16 protein-coding genes and 2 pseudogenes are annotated in these 17920 nt (G+C 35.4%); 9 read left to right on the forward strand and 9 right to left on the reverse strand.

Annotated features, from left to right (window positions below; all coding sequences use genetic code 11):
- Window positions 1–10: 10 nt before the first annotated feature.
- Together AACK98_RS05745 and AACK98_RS05750 are read right to left on the reverse strand one after the other, a co-directional pair.
- Entirely contained in the window at window positions 11–616 is a 606-nt protein-coding gene (locus tag AACK98_RS05745; RefSeq protein ID WP_339040204.1) for a GNAT family protein, read from the reverse strand.
- A gap of 171 nt (window positions 617–787) precedes the next feature.
- On the reverse strand, window positions 788–1588 hold the full coding sequence (locus AACK98_RS05750; RefSeq protein ID WP_339040202.1) for a fused MFS/spermidine synthase: 801 nt from the start codon (window positions 1586–1588) through the stop codon (window positions 788–790).
- Between the two features lie 53 nt (window positions 1589–1641).
- Between AACK98_RS05750 and AACK98_RS05755 the strand changes: the two genes are divergently transcribed.
- The 7 genes from AACK98_RS05755 (at window position 1642) to AACK98_RS05785 (ending at window position 6657) form a co-directional block, all read left to right on the forward strand.
- Entirely contained in the window at window positions 1642–2085 is a 444-nt protein-coding gene (locus AACK98_RS05755; protein WP_339040656.1) for a hypothetical protein, read from the forward strand.
- Window positions 1992–2360, forward strand: a complete 369-nt coding sequence (locus AACK98_RS05760) for an IS1 family transposase (RefSeq protein ID WP_339042633.1) — start codon at window positions 1992–1994, stop codon at window positions 2358–2360. Before AACK98_RS05755 ends, AACK98_RS05760 begins: the two co-directional genes overlap by 94 nt.
- 189 nt (window positions 2361–2549) lie before the next feature.
- On the forward strand, window positions 2550–4364 hold the full coding sequence (gene typA, locus AACK98_RS05765) for a translational GTPase TypA (protein WP_339040658.1): 1815 nt from the start codon (window positions 2550–2552) through the stop codon (window positions 4362–4364).
- Window positions 4365–4780: 416 nt separating this feature from the next.
- A complete protein-coding gene (locus AACK98_RS05770; protein WP_339040305.1) occupies window positions 4781–5164 on the forward strand; it encodes a hypothetical protein in 384 nt (127 codons plus the stop codon).
- On the forward strand, window positions 5071–5439 hold the full coding sequence (locus AACK98_RS05775) for an IS1 family transposase (protein ID WP_339042617.1): 369 nt from the start codon (window positions 5071–5073) through the stop codon (window positions 5437–5439). The genes AACK98_RS05770 and AACK98_RS05775 overlap by 94 nt, the downstream gene beginning before the upstream one ends.
- Window positions 5440–5534: 95 nt before the next feature.
- Window positions 5535–5903 (forward strand): hypothetical protein, encoded by a 369-nt coding sequence (locus AACK98_RS05780; protein ID WP_339040660.1) that lies wholly within the window; start codon window positions 5535–5537, stop codon window positions 5901–5903.
- Complete coding sequence (locus AACK98_RS05785) at window positions 5887–6657, forward strand: hypothetical protein (RefSeq protein ID WP_339040662.1); 771 nt, start codon at window positions 5887–5889, stop codon at window positions 6655–6657. Before AACK98_RS05780 ends, AACK98_RS05785 begins: the two co-directional genes overlap by 17 nt.
- A gap of 11 nt (window positions 6658–6668) precedes the next feature.
- On the opposite strand, the pseudogene tnpA (AACK98_RS05790) reads toward AACK98_RS05785, so the two are convergent.
- From tnpA (AACK98_RS05790) to AACK98_RS05815, 6 genes and pseudogenes are all read right to left on the reverse strand, one after another.
- Window positions 6669–7070 (reverse strand): annotated as a pseudogene (tnpA, locus tag AACK98_RS05790) (IS200/IS605 family transposase); the annotation flags it as partial.
- 154 nt (window positions 7071–7224) lie between these two features.
- Complete coding sequence (locus tag AACK98_RS05795) at window positions 7225–7599, reverse strand: IS1 family transposase (RefSeq protein ID WP_339040222.1); 375 nt, start codon at window positions 7597–7599, stop codon at window positions 7225–7227.
- A 35-nt stretch (window positions 7600–7634) separates the two neighbouring features.
- Window positions 7635–7934: a hypothetical protein gene (locus tag AACK98_RS05800; protein WP_339040664.1), complete on the reverse strand. Its 300-nt coding sequence runs from the start codon at window positions 7932–7934 to the stop codon at window positions 7635–7637.
- Between the two features lie 702 nt (window positions 7935–8636).
- Window positions 8637–10073, reverse strand: a complete 1437-nt coding sequence (locus tag AACK98_RS05805) for a sodium:solute symporter family protein (protein ID WP_339040666.1) — start codon at window positions 10071–10073, stop codon at window positions 8637–8639.
- A gap of 141 nt (window positions 10074–10214) precedes the next feature.
- Window positions 10215–10475, reverse strand: a complete 261-nt coding sequence (locus AACK98_RS05810; protein WP_339040668.1) for an IS1 family transposase — start codon at window positions 10473–10475, stop codon at window positions 10215–10217.
- A gap of 13 nt (window positions 10476–10488) precedes the next feature.
- Window positions 10489–10872 (reverse strand): hypothetical protein, encoded by a 384-nt coding sequence (locus AACK98_RS05815; protein WP_339040670.1) that lies wholly within the window; start codon window positions 10870–10872, stop codon window positions 10489–10491.
- A gap of 363 nt (window positions 10873–11235) precedes the next feature.
- Between AACK98_RS05815 and tnpA (AACK98_RS05820) the strand changes: the two are divergent.
- Window positions 11236–11595, forward strand: a pseudogene (gene tnpA / locus AACK98_RS05820) (IS200/IS605 family transposase); the annotation flags it as partial.
- Window positions 11596–11792: 197 nt separating this feature from the next.
- A complete protein-coding gene (locus tag AACK98_RS05825) occupies window positions 11793–13421 on the forward strand; it encodes an AMP-binding protein (protein WP_339040672.1) in 1629 nt (542 codons plus the stop codon).
- 236 nt (window positions 13422–13657) lie between these two features.
- On the opposite strand, the gene pnp is transcribed toward AACK98_RS05825, so the two are convergent.
- The gene (pnp, locus tag AACK98_RS05830; RefSeq protein WP_339040674.1) at window positions 13658–15895 is read right to left on the reverse strand and encodes a polyribonucleotide nucleotidyltransferase; all 2238 of its coding nucleotides are present in this window, start codon (window positions 15893–15895) and stop codon (window positions 13658–13660) included.
- Between the last annotated feature and the right edge of the window lie 2025 nt (window positions 15896–17920).

Genomic DNA, 17920 nt, shown 5'->3' on the forward strand with positions numbered 1-17920 from the left:
CTTCTACAAATCATTGCCTTAACCAATCGTTCTTAAACAATACATAAGTTTCTATATCGACAAACTCTCCTCTGACTTTCCTGTATGCTTTCATGAGTGCTTCGCGAGTAAAGCCATGCTTTTCTAGAAATTTTTGCGATGCAATGTTATGCGTCATGGTTTTTGCTTCCATTCTGTGGATTTGCATATTTGTGAAGGCAAAATCAAGCACTTGTGACATAGTAGCACTCATAATTCCTCTTCTCCAATATTGACTCATAAGCTCATAGCTTATTTCAGCTCTATTGTTGTAGAAGCTCCAGCTGTTAAAACCTATAGTACCTATTAAGTTGTTTGTCTTTGCTTCTGCTATACACCAATAAATAGAATGTTTCATGTAAAATAACGAACTCCAAAATTTTATTTCTTCTATTGCAGCTTCAGGAGAGCGAGGGATATCTTCATCAGATAAATATTGACTCACATTTGGATCCGAAAGAAGCTGATAATACCTAATGTTATCAGCAAGCATAAGCTCACGCAAAATAAAATCTCCAAATCTGATAATTGGAAACTTTCTAAAAAACTTTTCTTTGTTTAATTGAGGTTGTGATGTCATTTCTTTGATATCTCTCATATTTCAAGCTCTAATGTCTGACTTATACAGCACTTTAACTTATACCAACACTAAGAAGAAATAAATTTATATATAGCTTTGCCATTTCATTTTATAATCTTTCTTATAAGAAAATTGATCCATAATTTCCATCTAAAATAGATATAATTGCAAATAATTTAGCTGAAATAGCTATTCTATAGTGAATTTTTTCAACAACAAGTCTGAGTCAATATCTAAACTACTAAACTTTTCTCTCCAAAGCTTGGCATTCATCGAAATAATGTCCATATTAAGTAATGGCTCTTTTGTTGCAAGTATCACACGATTTTGAGTACTTAAGCTCCAGAATTTACCGAAAATCGCATGATATAGCTCTGTTTCTCTTTCATAGTGTTTGCTACTTGTAAATGTGTTAACTGCAAGTATGCCACCATCTCTCATAATTTCCTTTAGTTGCATTACAAACTCTTTTTTTAAAAAATGATCAGGTATATAATCTTGATCAAATGCATCCATTATTATAAAATCGTAACCCTGTTTGCTATACTGCTGCGCTTTGTGTCTGATAAATTCCGCTCCGTCCATAATGACTATGTTAGTTTTCTCAGTAGCATTGAAGAAAAAGTATTGTTTCGCTACGTATGGCATGTCACTATTTATCTCAACTATGTCAAGCGTGACATCAGGTAGCAAAGCAAGAATTGCTTTTGCTAGTGTTCCACCGCCAAGACCTATCATCAATACCTTTTTTGGTCCTGTGTTTATATAAAGAGCAGATAAAATTGATTTTTGATAATCGAATACTATTTTGTCTACATCAGCGAGCATTATACAGCTCTGCCTAGATAATCTACCAAGCCTCGGATCTTTAAATGATAGACACCTCTCTTTTGATGTATCATAAATCCACATTTTGCCATGCTCGTTTTTTATAATGTCTATTACTTTTACTTCTGAACTAAAAAACATATACAATTCGAGAGTTTTCACAATTAGATAGAAGTATGATATGATCACTTTTTTAAAAACTAAAGAGTGGTTTTATGGTTTGTTGTAAGGGATGTTGCTCTGATATCTTTGTAAAGAATGGCATTGTGAGGGGTGTACAGCGTTATAAGTGCAGATCATGCTTTCTAAATTTTGTTGAGGGCGATCTGCGCAAGAAGCCTCAAACAGCTGTTAAGAAAGCATTATGCGTTATGCTATATAGTCTTGGTAATGGCTCTTTTTCTATGTTATGCAAGATATTATGGCATTCGCCGTCCATAATTTATCGCTGGGTAGTAGAGGCGATGGGCAAGACTCAGGAGCCAGTTGTCTCTTCGGATATTATGGAGATGGAATTCGACGAGATGTGGCATTTTATTGGTTCAAAAAAAACAAGCTTTGGATCATTAAGGCAGTTGATCGTAGTACAAGGAGAACAGTTGCCTGGGTTACAGGCAATCGTGATACTGCAACATTCCAAAAGCTCTACAACAAAGTGAGTCATCTGAAAGAATGTCGTTTTTATACGGATGATTGGGATGCTTTTTCTAAAATTTTACCCAAAGAGCGTCATACAATTGGAAAGTCTGGCACAGTATGTATCGAGAGAGATAATAGCAACACGCGACATCATTTATGCCGAATGACACGGCGCACTAAAATCGTTTCTAAAAAAGAGTCAATGGTATACGGATCCATCAAGCTTTGGTGCGCTCTTTACTATACACAAATATTCAAACAATATCAAGAACAGCTCTTATCTATCTTTATGTGAAAACTCTCGACAATTCTTTGAACGAGAGAATTAATTGTGCAGCGCTTAGCATTATAGTAAACGCAGCTATAAACTTTAGTGTTACATCTAATTTAAACATTTCATTCAAATCTATACTTGAAAATTATAACAGATTATATGATATTGTAGCTTACTCAATTTTTTGCCCAATCTAAAAGATGGAAGAATATGCAATTTAGAAATATAGCAGTGATTGCACATGTTGATCACGGAAAGACCACTTTGATAGACAACATGCTAAAGCAAAGCGGAACATTCAGGGCCAATCAAGTAGTTCAAGACCGAGTTATGGACTCAAACGAACTTGAGCAGGAAAGAGGAATTACAATCCTAGCCAAATGTACAGCACTTTTTTATGAAGATGTAAAGTACAATATTGTCGACACACCTGGGCATGCTGATTTTGGTGGAGAAGTAGAGCGCGTACTTTCTATGGTAGATGGTGTACTTTTGCTTGTTGATTCTTCAGAAGGGCCAATGGCACAGACAAAATTTGTACTCTCAAAAGCCCTAGCGCTTGGGCTTAAACCAATTGTAATTGTCAATAAGGTTGATAGACCAGACAGAAGGGTTGTAGAGGTATTGAATGAAGTTTTTGACTTGTTTGTCAACCTTGATGCAACTGAGGAGCAGCTAGATTTTCCAGTATTATACGCATCAGGCAGAAGTGGTTGGGCAACCACAGAGCCAGAAACTACAGGAGTTGATTTGAAACCGCTTTTTCAAATGATTAAGGATAAGGTTTCTGAACCCAAAGTAGACAAAGATGCTCCATTTTCTATGCTTGCCAGCATTCTATCATTTGACAATTATGTGGGACGCATACTTATAGGCAAAGTGTATAGTGGCTCAGCAAAAATTGGCACACCTATTAAGAGCCTCAATCTAAAGGGAGAACTAGTCGAAACTGGTAAGCTGACAAAACTATTTGGCTTTAAGGGTATAGAACGAGTAGTGATGGACGAAGTTGAAGCTGGTGACATAGTTGCAATTGCAGGCATAGAAAAAACATCCGTTGCAGATACTATATGCATGCCGAGTGTAGCCTCTCCAATTCCATCGATTCCGATAGATCCGCCTACTATGTCAATTACAATATCTGTGAATGATTCTCCTCTAGCTGGACTTGAAGGAAGCAAAGTAACATCTCGAATGATTTTGGAGAGGCTACAAAAAGAAGCTGAGAGCAATGTGGCCATTACACTGAGTATTACATCGGGCGGTGAAAGCTTTGAAGTGGGTGGAAGAGGTGAATTGCAACTTGGTGTTTTAATAGAAACGATGAGAAGAGAGGGATTTGAGCTTTCTGTATCTAAGCCAAAAATATTATTCAAAAAAGATGAGAATGGTCAACTTTTAGAACCTATAGAGGAAGTAGTTCTTGATATAGATTCTGAGTTTACTGGTGTTGTGACAGAAAAAATATTAAGTCGCAAAGGTGAAATGCTTGAAATGAAACCTTCAAGTGGTGATAAAGTGAGACTGATTTTCTTGGTACCTTCTAGAAGTCTATTGGGTTATCAGAGCGAGTTTAGAAATGATACACGCGGCTCTGGTGTGCTGAGTCGTTTGTTCCATAGCTACCAGCCATGGAAAGGTGAAGTCGCATCGAGAAGAAACGGTGCATTGATTTCAAATGCCCTTGGAGAAACTACTGCATATTCTTTATCTAGCCTCGAAGATAGAGGTTCTTTATTTGTTTCTGCAAGAACTAAAGTGTATCAAGGTATGATAGTTGGAGAACATAATAGAGAAAATGACCTCGAAGTGAATGTAATTCGCGGAAAACAGCTAACCAACATGCGTGCTTCTGGGTCAGATGAAAACATTAAGCTCACGCCACCAAAGCAGTTTACGCTAGAGGAGACAATTACATACATAAATGATGATGAGCTTGTAGAAGTCACACCTCTCAGTGTTAGACTGAGGAAGAGGTGGCTTGACCCGAATGAAAGGAAGAGATTTTCTAAAACTTCTTCCTGAAGATATCAATCAAAATACAAAAGCCAAATGCTATTTTGATTGACGTACTAAATTAAAATATCCCTGTTCTCAGCAGATTGAGCGGCAACTATACAAAGGTTTTATACCAGCTCCCACAAATAACAGCATATATGGGCAAGTATTTTTTAGAAAATTTAGTCTATCCATCAAAAATTGATTTGCGCAGCAAATCAGTTTTTGGCGGATGGAGTGTTCTATTATTTGCGAGAGTATTCTTACAGCTTAATAAGCTGTAGAAGTCAAGATTTGATCTTACAGACAGTTATAAATTTGAGAGTTTTCACAATTAGATAGAAGTATGATATGATCACTTTTTTAAAAACTAAAGAGTGGTTTTATGGTTTGTTGTAAGGGATGTTGCTCTGATATCTTTGTAAAAAATGGCATTGTGAGGGGTGTACAGCGTTATAAGTGCAGATCATGTTCTAAATTTTGTTGAGGGCGATCTGGGCAAGAAGCCTCAAACAGCTGTTAAGAAAGCATTATGCGTTATGCTATATAGTCTTGGTAATGGCTCTTTTTCTATGTTAGGCAAGATATTAGGGCATTCGCCGTCCATAATTTATCGCTGGGTAGTAGAGGCGATGGGCAAGACTCAGGAGCCAGTTGTCTCTTCGGATATTATGGAGATGGAATTCGACGAGATGTGGCATTTTATTGGTTCAAAAAAAACAAGCTTTGGATCATTAAGGCAGTTGATCGTAGTACAAGGAGAACAGTTGCCTGGGTTACAGGCAATCGTGATACTGCAACATTCCAAAAGCTCTACAACAAAGTGAGTCATCTGAAAGAATGTCATTTTTATACGGATGATTGGGATGCTTTTTCTAAAATTTTACCCAAAGAGCGTCATACAATTGGAAAGTCTGGCACAGTATGTATCGAGAGAGATAATAGCAACACGCGACATCATTTATGCCGAATGACACGGCGCACTAAAATCGTTTCTAAAAAAGAGTCAATGGTATACAGATCCATCAAGCTTTGGTGCGCTCTTACTATTACACAAATATTCAAACAATATCAAGAACAGCTCTTATCTATCTTTATGTGAAAACTCTCAAAAAACTATAAACACGGAGAAAGATTATGAATTGGAGCATATACCCGACATTCGCAAGATTCCTTGTGCAACTAGGGCCAACTACAGTGAGTCAGTTAGATAAATTGCATGGAGCTGACCTAAGGGTTGCTCTAGAAGGAGCATCACCTTTGCAAAGAGAAATGATGTTAGCAGCTATTCAATTTCATTTACGTACTCCTAGTGAAGATGGTGAGCATTACTTGAGGGAAGTAGATGGTGTATATACTAATTGTGACGGAAGTATAGTAGAAGAACACACAATAGAAGAACAACGCGCGACATTTGAAGCATTACAATTAACTGGCGTTACATTTGAAGAAGTAATGACAGCTCCTCCTTTAACATTACATATCTTGGGGGAGTACCATGTCCAGCATATTTCATCATACGTTTCTCGACGCACTATTTCTTGGACGTATGTCTTTTATTTATGATACAGCATCTGAAGCATACAATTACCTGCTAAGTTCAGTAGCTAGAGCTAGTACAGGAGAGTCATATCTACCACAGCAGGCGCGTGCTTTTGTAGCAACAGTACTGCTGAATGAGCCAGAACTAATATTGAATATAAGGCACAAAAGACGAGAAGATAGCGATCATATTTTTCAAAAAATCACTTCAACGCATATCACAGCAGCGCTTAATACAGTAGTACACAACCCATGGGCTGCATTATATTTTCTCACTCACATAGAGCAAATGCAAGATCCAGTAAGAAATATAAATGCAAATATGATTGCTGGTACACTAAATGATCAACATGTAAGACAAGCATTTCATACCGTGCTACAAGATCCACGACCAGAAGTTGTGTCTTTGATGCTATTTAGAAAGTATATGAATGCTGAAGAGTTACGTGATGCCATTTATCATGAAGCAATTACTCATACCAGAGGAATAAATGATATTGCTTTAGAATTAGCTATTGCAGTAGTACATGCACATAACCCACGCTTAATTACTGGCCCTCTACATATTGGACCAATGGGTGGTGAGGTTCTACATAGTGACATGGCAGAATTAATATTCAATCCTCTTAATGCACATGACATTCTGCAGGTGATCAGGGCAGAAGAAGAGTACTGTGAAGCTCTTGAACTACCGCTTGCGAAAATTCATTCAGCAATGAATATCAATTACTACCGGCTAAAGCGCGGTAGTTTGTGTAACGCTTGCAAAGCAGATTAAAAGCGTAAACGCTAAAACTCTGATATTCTAAAATCATCTTTTTTGTGATGTTCCTCATGCTGTTCTATATATTTTTGCACTTCTTCTGAATTCACATTGCCAACTGTCACAACAAAATACCCTCTGGCCCAAAGATGTTGCCCACAATACCGCTTACGGAGCAGTGCAAATTCCTGTAGCAACTTACGACTACTTATACCTTTAATATATTGCACAGCTTTAGATATTGATATACTAGGCGGAACCAATGCTAATATATGTACGTGATCAGGACTCATACTGCCACTAATTATATTTATGTAATTAGCAGCACATATTTCTCGGATTACTTCCCTAGTTCTAATCGCAACTTGCCCAGTTAAAACTCTATACCTATACTTAGTACAAAATACTATATGATACTTTAGGTCATATAGGCTGTGGGATCATCTCCTATATTCCATTCGTCCTCCCTTAGCACATTTCCTAGATAACTAATACTAAAGTGTTCGCCTAAAGGCGAGGGTCTTAACCATATCACATATAACTACATAAAGCAAGTATAAGAACTGCAATTATCAGGCATTGCTAACTAAAGATAGATATCAGCAAGTCTTTATTAAAAAGCATTAGGATAGAGTTATAGATCATATCTATGGCCTTACTGTAACGTTTGGTTTTACGATGAAACCTGGCTAAATAGTGCCGTATTAATGAGTTGAATGATTCCACTAAAGACGTTTCTGCCTTAGTAGAATAGTGTTTTTTAGCAATCCTAAATTTTTCATAAACGTCGTAATGGTCACTGCATGATATCTCTATCTCGTAGCTACTTTGTAATCGCATGGCAATCGGAAGATAGGATGCAAAATCCCTGACAATGCTCACTTCAAAATCAACAACTTTATTTCTGTCCCTATCAACAGCAAGCCAAATGTAGACTTTGTTAGTTTTTTTTGGCAATAACTAAAAAGCTCATCCAGCTCAATAATTGAGATTTACTTGGCATCCTCAGGTATCGTAACATCATTCAGCCTTTGTTTTAGAAGCTTTGAGAATTTTCTAATCCACTTTATTATAAGTGAACTCGAGACCTTTTCTAATCTCTCGATTGATCTAATTCCAACTCCCTCCAGATACATACTAACAACCTTCATCTTTTTATTAAGGCTGTACTTTACTCTCATATCTCCAGACTTATAGCTCTTTTTACACTCTAGGCACTTATACCTCTGACGACCTTTAATATAGCCATTCTTTGTGCTTCCTATGCTGCCACAATGCTTACAACTTAACATATATAATGCTTCCAATATAACTTACTATCAAGGCAGTATACATATACGCGAATTTAAAAGCAAAATCTATTCTTGGTTAGCAATGCCTCTTTTAATGTTTTAATAGATCTTGATTTATGTAGTTATATGTGATATGATTAACACCCTCGCCTTTAGGCGAACACTTTAGTATTATTATCTAGGAAATGTGCTAAGGGAGGACGAATGGAATATAGGAGAGGATCCCACAGCCTATATGACCTAAAGTATCATATAGTATTTTGTACTAAGTATAGGTATAGAGAAATATATAGAACAGCATGAGGAACATCACAAAAAAGATGATTTTAGAATATCAGAGTTTTAGCGTTTACGCTTTTAATCTGCTTTGCAAGCGTTACACAAACCACCGCGCTTTAGCCGGTAGTAATTTGATATAGACCAATCAATACACACAATGCTAGATAAGCAACAACGATTATAATATCTATTATATGCATTTCTTAATCTCAACTTATAATTATATTCAAAGAACACATAATTATACTATAGGTTGATTACAAATCATAATTTTATCTTAATGATGTATACATCTAATAAATGAATCCTCTTATAAAAGCATATTCTAGATACCAATAAGTCCAATCAAACCTTGCTCTCTTAATTGATTAGCTACTTGTAACTCTCACCATAATCATTTCATTTTATTCACTTTTGCTGTATTTATCCTTCATTTCTAACTCTTTCCATAAACCTTATAGGCTGAGCAGTAATATTTAGAGTACCGCGGTATGCTTGCCAATAATGCATTCCAAATAGCCCAACAGCACTACCAACGATACCAAACATTAAGCTAACAGTAGAAAAAGAACCTTCTAAATATGCACCTATACAAACACAAACCACCGCAAAAACCAGATGCACAAAAAAAGACTTGCAGTTGGTTCTAAAGCCCCAAAATCCTGCGGCTAATGGAATTATTGTGATTGGATACCAAAAGTTATCTGCAAACCAAAGCAACTCTAATATTCCTTCAGATATACTTGCTATCACAATAGCAATAATACCTATACAACAAGTTGAGATTCGCGCAATTTTTAGTTCATTACTATCAGTTAATTTTGGGAATATTCTTTTGACTATGTCATGAGCACATAAAACACCTGCGGTATTTAACCAAGAATCAGCTGAAGACATTATAATTGCTAATATGCCAGATACTAACAATCCCTTAAGCCCCATTGCTGTATAATGATCCACTAAATAATATAATGCATTGTTAGGATCAATACTTGGCGCTAAACCTTTAATAATAAAACCTATCATGCAGATAATAAAAACGAACGCAAAGTGAATAACAGGAATGAATTTTATCACATGTGTTAATTGTTTAGAGGATGAAACCATTAAAAATCTCTGTATGTAAGGCCCACTATTAATTGGCAATATTGCATAGAATATTAGACTACAAAATAGAAATATGTTTTCTTTGTTTAAATCTAACACAACTAGACCTTGCGGAACAGACCTCATTATACCACTATAACCGCCTATGTCACGATATGCAAACGAACAAGCAATAGGTATAGCAATTATCAATATTACAAACTGAAAAACATCAGTAATTGCAACAGCTCTTATACCACCAAATGTAGAATAAAAAATCAGTATGGACATACCAACGCACATCCCAAGCACTTTTGGTACTTGTAAGAAATACTCTATAGCATATCCAAGCGCTAGAGCTTGCACTGATATCAGTCCTATAGATATCAATATAGAGGCAATATTAGTAACCCAACGACCTATACTGCCATATAATAGCGCCATAACATCGCCTATAGAAATACAACCAGAAAATCGATTTATATTTTTCGCAAAAACTATTAAAGTAATAAACCAAAGCAAAGGAGCTGTTAATTCAGTTATAGCAAAAAATAAACCAAGCTCATATACCTTACCTACAGCACCTACAACCTGTGGCGCCCCAATGAATGTCATGAAAATGGTAGACAATACGACAGTATCTGGAAAATAACCCGACCCTATAGTATACTCAGTGATTGTTTTAATTTTCTTTGATCTATATAACGCTAAAACTACACATAACACAAAATAGGTGAATATAATCAAAACATCTACAATATTAAGACTTCCCATATGAGACCGCTAATTCTATTATAAGTAGCAATTATCTTATAATAAAATATTAATATGTACATAGTATTTTTATATATTATCTAATTGATTACTAAGAGTGTGCATTTATTGTATACAATACAAAATTAGATTTGAGAGTTTTCACATAAAGATAGATAAGAGCTGTTCTTGATATTGTTTGAATATTTGTGTAATAGTAAGAGCGCACCAAAGCTTGATGGATCCGTATACCATTGACTCTTTTTTAGAAACGATTTTAGTGCGCCGTGTCATTCGGCATAAATGATGTCGCGTGTTGCTATTATCTCTCTCGATACATACTGTGCCAGACTTTCCAATTGTATGACGCTCTTTGGGTAAAATTTTAGAAAAAGCATCCCAATCATCCGTATAAAATGACATTCTTTCAGATGACTCACTTTGTTGTAGAGCTTTTGGAATGTTGCAGTATCACGATTGCCTGTAACCCAGGCAACTGTTCTCCTTGTACTACGATCAACTGCCTTAATGATCCAAAGCTTGTTTTTTTTGAACCAATAAAATGCCACATCTCGTCGAATTCCATCTCCATAATATCCGAAGAGACAACTGGCTCCTGAGTCTTGCCCATCGCCTCTACTACCCAGCGATAAATTATGGACGGCGAATGCCATAATATCTTGCATAACATAGAAAAAGAGCCATTACCAAGACTATATAGCATAACGCATAATGCTTTCTTAACAGCTGTTTGAGGCTTCTTGCCCAGATCGCCCTCAACAAAATTTAGAACATGATCTGCACTTATAACGCTGTACACCCCCTCACAATGCCATTCTTTACAAAGATATCAGAGCAACATCCCTTACAACAAACCATAAAACCACTCTTTAGTTTTTAAAAAAGTGATCATATCATACTTCTATCTAATTGTGAAAACTCTCTTAGATTTTAAAAAAGCTAGGAAGAATGCGGTAGTATGTCAATATGACGAATATACATAATGAAGACAAATCATTACTTGCGCTTACAATATATATTACAAAGGTTTCTTGGATTTATTTATGTAGTTATATGTGATATGGTTAACACCCTCGCCTTTAGGCGAACACTTTAGTATTAGTTATCTAGGAAATGTGCTAAGGGAGGACGAATGGAATATAGGAGATGATCCCACAGCCTATATGACCTAAAGTATCATATAGTATTTTGTACTAAGTATAGGTATAGAGTTTTAACTGGGCAAGTTGCGATTAGAACTAGGGAAGTAATCCGAGAAATATGTGCTGCTAATTACATAAATATAATTAGTGGCAGTATGAGTCCTGATCACGTACATATATTAGCATTGGTTCCGCCTAGTATATCAATATCTAAAGCTGTGCAATATATTAAAGGTATAAGTAGTCGTAAGTTGCTACAGGAATTTGCACTGCTCCGTAAGCGGTATTGGGGACAACATCTTTGGGCCAGAGGGTATTTTGTTGTGACAGTTTGCAATGTGAATTCAGAAGAAGTGCAAAAACTATATAGAACAGCATGAGGAACATCACAAAAAAGATGATTTTAGAATATCAGAGTTTTAGCGTTTACGCTTTTAATCTGCTTTGCAAGCGTTACACAAACTACCGCGCTTTAGCCGGTAGTAATTGATAGAAATTACCAAATTCCCTCTGTTAAGTTACTAATAATCGCGCAATTGCCTTATAAACTTACAAATACTAGTCTTATAGGTATTAAATGTCAAATAATCAAAACCTAATCAATCTCTTTGAAAGACAAGCGACACTTTCGCCATCTAAGATTACTATCACCTATCAAGATCAACAACTGACATACTTTGAAATTAACTCCAGGATTAACAGACTAGCACAGCATTTACAGTCATTACATATAGGGTATCATGACCGTGTTTGCATATATTTAGATAATTCACCAGAGTTGATCATTGCAATTCTCGCAGCCATTAAGATTCTTGCTACATATGTTATCATTAGCCCAGAGCTATCCAGCAAAAAGCAATGTTTCATATTCAAAGATTCTAATTGCAAACTTATTATTTCAGAATCTCATTTAATCAAAAATTTTCACACATACGACTTGGAAGTAAAAGTTGTGCTTCTTGATGAAATACGCAATGCTCTAATGCTGTATAGCAGCGAAAATCTATACTGCACTTATGATGAAAAAGAACACGATATTAATAGTCAGATACTAGCAATTTATTACACATCTGGTTCTACAGGTGATCCAAAAGGCGTGATGGTACGCCATATTAGTGTAGCAAGCAGAATTTTATGGCATTACAGAGAATACCCAAAGATAGGAGATGAAACTATACTGGCAAGGCACTTTATCAGCACAATATCACTTTTAGAAACCATCGGAGCTTTAATTTTCGGCATTAAAATTATTATAATGACACGCAATATCTGTAGGAATTTACCTACCATTAGATCAATTGTAGCAAATCGGAACAGCAACGTTAAAAGACTATGTTTTACGCCTAATCTATTAGGAGTTTTATTAAGCCATGAACCGGAATTTATTGCAGGTTTCAGAAATATCAAACTATGGCGTATAGTTGGAGAAGCAATACATTATAGTTTGCTAGAAAAGTTCTTCATTCACTTTGATTCTGTTATCGTCAATCACTATGGACTGACAGAATTTGCAACACAAATAACAAAAAAATTAACAATTAACAACGAAAAAACAATCGCTTTTGCCAATACTGCATCAAACAGCGATACAAAGGTTTATGTATTGAATAGTGACAATAACATAGCAAAAAATCATGAAGTAGGAGAAATATGTTTAAGCGGCAATGGCATCGCAGCAGGATATTTAAACTTACCAGAACTGACAAAACAAAAATTTGTTGATAACCCTTTTGCAATAGAAGGAATGCCAGAATTCAATCAAATATTGAAAACCGGCGATTTAGGAAAGATACTCTCAAATGGTGATATTATATATGTTGGAAGATCCGACGATCAGATTAAGATCTGTGGGTATGCTGTCAATATAGCGGAAATAGAGAATGCATTAAAATTAAGTACAATCGTGAAAAATGCAGCAGTTGTCCTTGCAGACACAGGAGATAAGTATAACGAATTGGCAGCATATATAGTATGCTGCAAAAAAATAGAACACGAAAAAGAGGAAGAAACTATAATCCAAGACATCAAATTACATTTAACAAAATATCTACCATATTATATGATTCCAAACTATTACATATTGTTAGACGAGCTTCCTGTGCTTACTAACAATAAGATTGATCGCAAGGCGCTGCCAACACTAGCCAGAACGCAGCAAGCTATCACTCCTAAACAATCACAAAATCAAGCTATATACCGCAGGTAAATGAAGAGTTGGTATTTAACTTGCGTATATACAAAGTTAGACTTCAAAAAGAGCTAGGAAGGATAGGAGACGCATGTGTACGCACTACTCGCAAAGCCACTTGCGCAGACCTTTTTTGCTTCATTTTTCATATTACTTCGTCCGTCCACCAAAAATTGATTTGCATAGCAAATAAATTTTTGACGTATAGACTATAAACAATTACTTAATGCAACAGAACCTAAAGTGCACAAGCTTTAAAAAAACCTACGGCGCCTAGTTTGCGGCTGTGGCTTATTATTAGAAGGACGACTAGGAGCTTGATTCCCTTGAGAAAACTTTTCAATCACAACTGCCTCCTCATCGCCACTTTCAACACCACTATCAGGCTCTCTAGCGAGTCTTTCAGCAACTTCAGGAGCAAGATAAATTTGATTCAAATTACGCATTGTGAGCTTTATCCTTCCATTTTTTTCAAATGCTACTATGCGTACTACAACTTTATCGCCTTCCTGAAGCACATCCTCAACTTCAGCAATATAATGATTACATATCTCACTAATATGAACCATACCTTCAGAATTCCCTAAAAACCTAACAAAAAGACCAAAATTTGTAATCTTTACAACAGCACCATCATATATTCCACCAACCTCAGGCGATGTCACTATATCTTTAATAATTTTTGTAGCAATCTCGATAGAATCTTTATTAGGCCCAAATATAGTTAACGTCCCATCAGGTGCCACATCTATCTTCGCACCACTTTTTTCGCAAATCTCTCTTATTACTTTGCCACCAGCTCCAATCACCTCTCTAATCTTTTCTTTATCTATCATTATATTAAGAATTCTTGGAGCAGAAGGACTAAGCGTAGCTCTAGTTGTCTCGAGAACTTCACTCATTTTTGAGAGTATATGATTAATGCCAACAACAGCTTGAGATATTGCTTTTTCCATAATGTCTCTATTAATGCCGCAAATTTTAATATCCATTTGTAGAGCAGTAATACCATCTTTTGTTCCAGCAACTTTAAAATCCATATCTCCTAAAAAATCTTCATCACCCATAATGTCAGAGAGAATTGCAAACTTCTCACCTTCTTTAACAAGACCCATTGCGATACCAGCTACTGGCAATTTCACTGGGATTCCAGCAGCCATCATCGCAAGAGATGATGCGCAAACCGTCGCCATTGACGAAGATCCATTAGATTCTGTAACTTCAGATACAAGCCTTATTGTATAAGCAAAATCTTCTTTTTGTGGAATTACAGATTGAAATGATTTATACGCCAGACGACCATGACCTATTTCCCTCCTACCAGGAGCTCTTAAGGCACCGACCTCTCCAACAGAATAGGCAGGAAAATTGTAGTGCAACATAAAGTTTTCGAATCTATTCCCTGTTAAATCATCAGTCATCTGCTCATCATCAGCTGTACCAAGCGTCACAACAGCTAAAGCTTGCGTCTCTCCTCTAGTAAACAAACTAGAGCCATGAGCTCTTGGCAGAATATCAATATCTATTGAGATATCGCGTATCTCACCATGTCCTCTTCCATCTATACGGGTAGCATCATCCAAGATTTTTTTACGTACTATCGCACGCTCTAACAACCCAAAAGCTGTCATATATGGCAGCTGAGCAAAATCCTCTTGCGCCGCACATTTTTCGCGAACATAAGATTTTAGTTCTTCAATTTTTTGGCGACGACTCTGCTTTTCTGGAATTAAATATGCTTCAGCAAGCTTCTTCCCTACAAGACTCTTCACTTGCTTAAGGATGCTAGAATAATTCTGCTCAATATGTTCAGATTTTTTTATACCTATTTCCTTAGCAAAGTCCTTGATAAGATCTACAACGACTTTGAGTTCGCTATGCCCAAACTCTATTGCCCCTAACATCTTATCTTGTGGTAATTCTGCAGCTTCTGACTCAATCATGAAAATAGCTTCATCAGTTCCAGCAACAACAAGATCTAATTCCTTATGATTTTTCTGTGCCGCAGCAAATTGTATGAAATAATCACCGTTCGTATATCCAACTCTTGATGCAGCTATCACGTCTTTGCAAGGTATATCTGATATCGCTATAGCAGCTGATGCACCAATAACTGATAAAATATCTGGGTTATACTCAGGGTCATATGATAGAACAGTACAAATAACCTGAACTTCATTGTGATAATTTTTTGGGAAAAGAGGACGCAGCGATCTATCGATCAGCCTTGATGTTAAAACTTCACGCTCGCTATTTTTCCCTTCTCTCTTTATAAAACCACCAGGAAATCTGCCATCTGCATAAAATTTCTCTTGATAATTTACAGTTAAAGGAAGGAAATCTATCCCTTCCTTTGGCGTTTTCTCCGCCACTACAGTTGCCAGAATCATTGTGTCACCCATTTGCACAATCACAGCACCACTAGCCTGCCTTGCTATTTTTCCAGTCTCCAACTTTAAAGTCGCATTACCCCAAATTGTCTCTTTTGTCACAATATTGAACATCTAAATCCTTACCAATACATCTAAAAAATTATAAATTAACCTTAATAACTTGACACCTATAGCATGTTTCAATATTTAATACGATACGACGCAATCGGTTAATTTTACAAGAAAACAAGGCAAAAAATATAGCCTATATCAAATAAGCCGATTTTTTATCGTTGTCAATTTATAAAATTGCTCACAGCTTAATGTGTCACATAAAAAATAAAGTTTTATTTCTATAACACTGTTGAGATAACAAAATCTCTATAATAATAAATCATTTTAGCTGTATGCACCGCATTCGAAATATGACAAGCATATGAAATTGAATACCTCAGTTTAATCTTCCACTATTACCTAGCTTATAAAATAAAAACGCAGCAAAGATCGAAGTAGCAGTAATTTTTATACTTACGCGATTTCGATTTAGAGGATTTTCGAATTCATACTCAAACGATATCAAAACATCCTAGATATGAACTATCAATAAGCATAACTAAATTTCGCACCTTTAAAATGCAATACGCAGGACACAAAATTCAAAATATTCATACAGAGCCAGCACCTTAAAAATATTAAACCTAAATCTGGGTAAAACTCTTACACACTCTATACAACAAGCAGCAAAACCCAAATTTTATAGATAAATTTTTTAAAACAAAAACAGCAATAACACAAGACATAACCAGTACACCGGATTTCACTAGCACATATTGCGCAAGCTAGATTATGTGATCTAGCACTTTTAGAAAGTTAAAAGCACAACAAATACAAGACAACATCCACAAAACTCGTTTCATACTTCTATAACAAACTCCGATATTTTGACATACCATGTCAAAAATCTACACTTTTTTGAAGCAACTTTCAAAGTAAGAATTTATAACCACTCTGGCAAAATACCAACCTTTATTTGCAAGCAGTATACAAGTTTATTTTTAGATTGTCGAACGCGAAATTCGATTCACTTATACATATAAAACATATTAAAGCTGCTTAAATTTTCTGTTCTACATTTTTTTTTAAGATCAGTCTTAGTATATACATTAAGTAATACAATTAATTAAACTTATTAAACGCTTTGTATAAGACAAATATCTATTTACAAAATATATGAACAACTCATGAAGCCCTTAGTATAAATAGATTATATCATGCCAAAAGCTTACATTATCGCAACTCATACATCTTCAAAAAATATTCTCGAAAACTTCTACTCATATAGAGGAATATAAGCATTCTGCATATAGATCATATACTATGTGAATTTCATAATATAATTTCAAAGCAACAATACTCTAAAACTCAAGTCAAAATAATAAAGCATCTAAACAAGCTCTAAAACATATCAACTACTATATATGCCAACACGTGTTGAACACCGTTGTTATACATAATATCACTCGCCTAATCAGTGAAGAAAAAAAGGCAATATAAAAAAGCAAAATGTACAGATAAGAATATAAGCTTAAAATAGATAAAAAGATTCAATACATCTTTAATCATCAGCTTTATATCTAAGTATAAACAATACTTTCACAGGTATCTGTTAAAAATACCTGCTTTTCAGCTAAGCATTCCTACACTTATGACGCTAAGACAGCCAACTGAAGCTAAAATAGAAAAACATTCAAACAACTCGCAAAAAATCTTATATAATAAGCACTGAACGCGAGCACAACAGTGTCATATACTAGTCATACTTTTCAAAATTAGCGTCGTTAAAATGCTACTTATGTAATCTTGTATACACATGTGTCACCATTCTTCCTAGCTCTTTTCGAAAATTAACTCCATATATAATATAATATAATCAATATCAACTCTTCATTTACTTGAGGCATACCACAGGTTTAGTCTCACAGAAAAAAGAGATAATCAACTTGCACCTTAAAAAATTTAGTGCTCATAATGACCAGTCACACACTTATATCACTATAAAAACCTTCAGGATTTACATTAAAGTGCAAAGAAAGCATCATTTATACGTTTAAGTAAAGATTTTATTATGCTTTACTTTTTATAATC

The sequence above is a fragment of the Candidatus Lariskella endosymbiont of Hedychridium roseum genome (genome assembly GCF_964020185.1).
Classification (GTDB): domain Bacteria; phylum Pseudomonadota; class Alphaproteobacteria; order Rickettsiales; family Midichloriaceae; genus Lariskella.

Excerpts from the sequence above, each read along its gene's own strand:
- AACK98_RS05745 (WP_339040204.1), bottom strand. The coding sequence starts at position 616 with ATGAGAGATATCAAAGAAATGACATCACAACCTCAATTAAACAAAGAA.
- AACK98_RS05755 (WP_339040656.1), top strand. The coding sequence starts at position 1,642 with ATGGTTTGTTGTAAGGGATGTTGCTCTGATATCTTTGTAAAGAATGGC.
- typA (WP_339040658.1), top strand. The coding sequence starts at position 2,550 with ATGCAATTTAGAAATATAGCAGTGATTGCACATGTTGATCACGGAAAG.
- AACK98_RS05785 (WP_339040662.1), top strand. The coding sequence starts at position 5,887 with ATGTCTTTTATTTATGATACAGCATCTGAAGCATACAATTACCTGCTA.
- AACK98_RS05800 (WP_339040664.1), bottom strand. The coding sequence starts at position 7,934 with ATGTTAAGTTGTAAGCATTGTGGCAGCATAGGAAGCACAAAGAATGGC.
- AACK98_RS05805 (WP_339040666.1), bottom strand. The coding sequence starts at position 10,073 with ATGGGAAGTCTTAATATTGTAGATGTTTTGATTATATTCACCTATTTT.
- AACK98_RS05810 (WP_339040668.1), bottom strand. The coding sequence starts at position 10,475 with ATGTCATTTTATACGGATGATTGGGATGCTTTTTCTAAAATTTTACCC.
- AACK98_RS05825 (WP_339040672.1), top strand. The coding sequence starts at position 11,793 with ATGTCAAATAATCAAAACCTAATCAATCTCTTTGAAAGACAAGCGACA.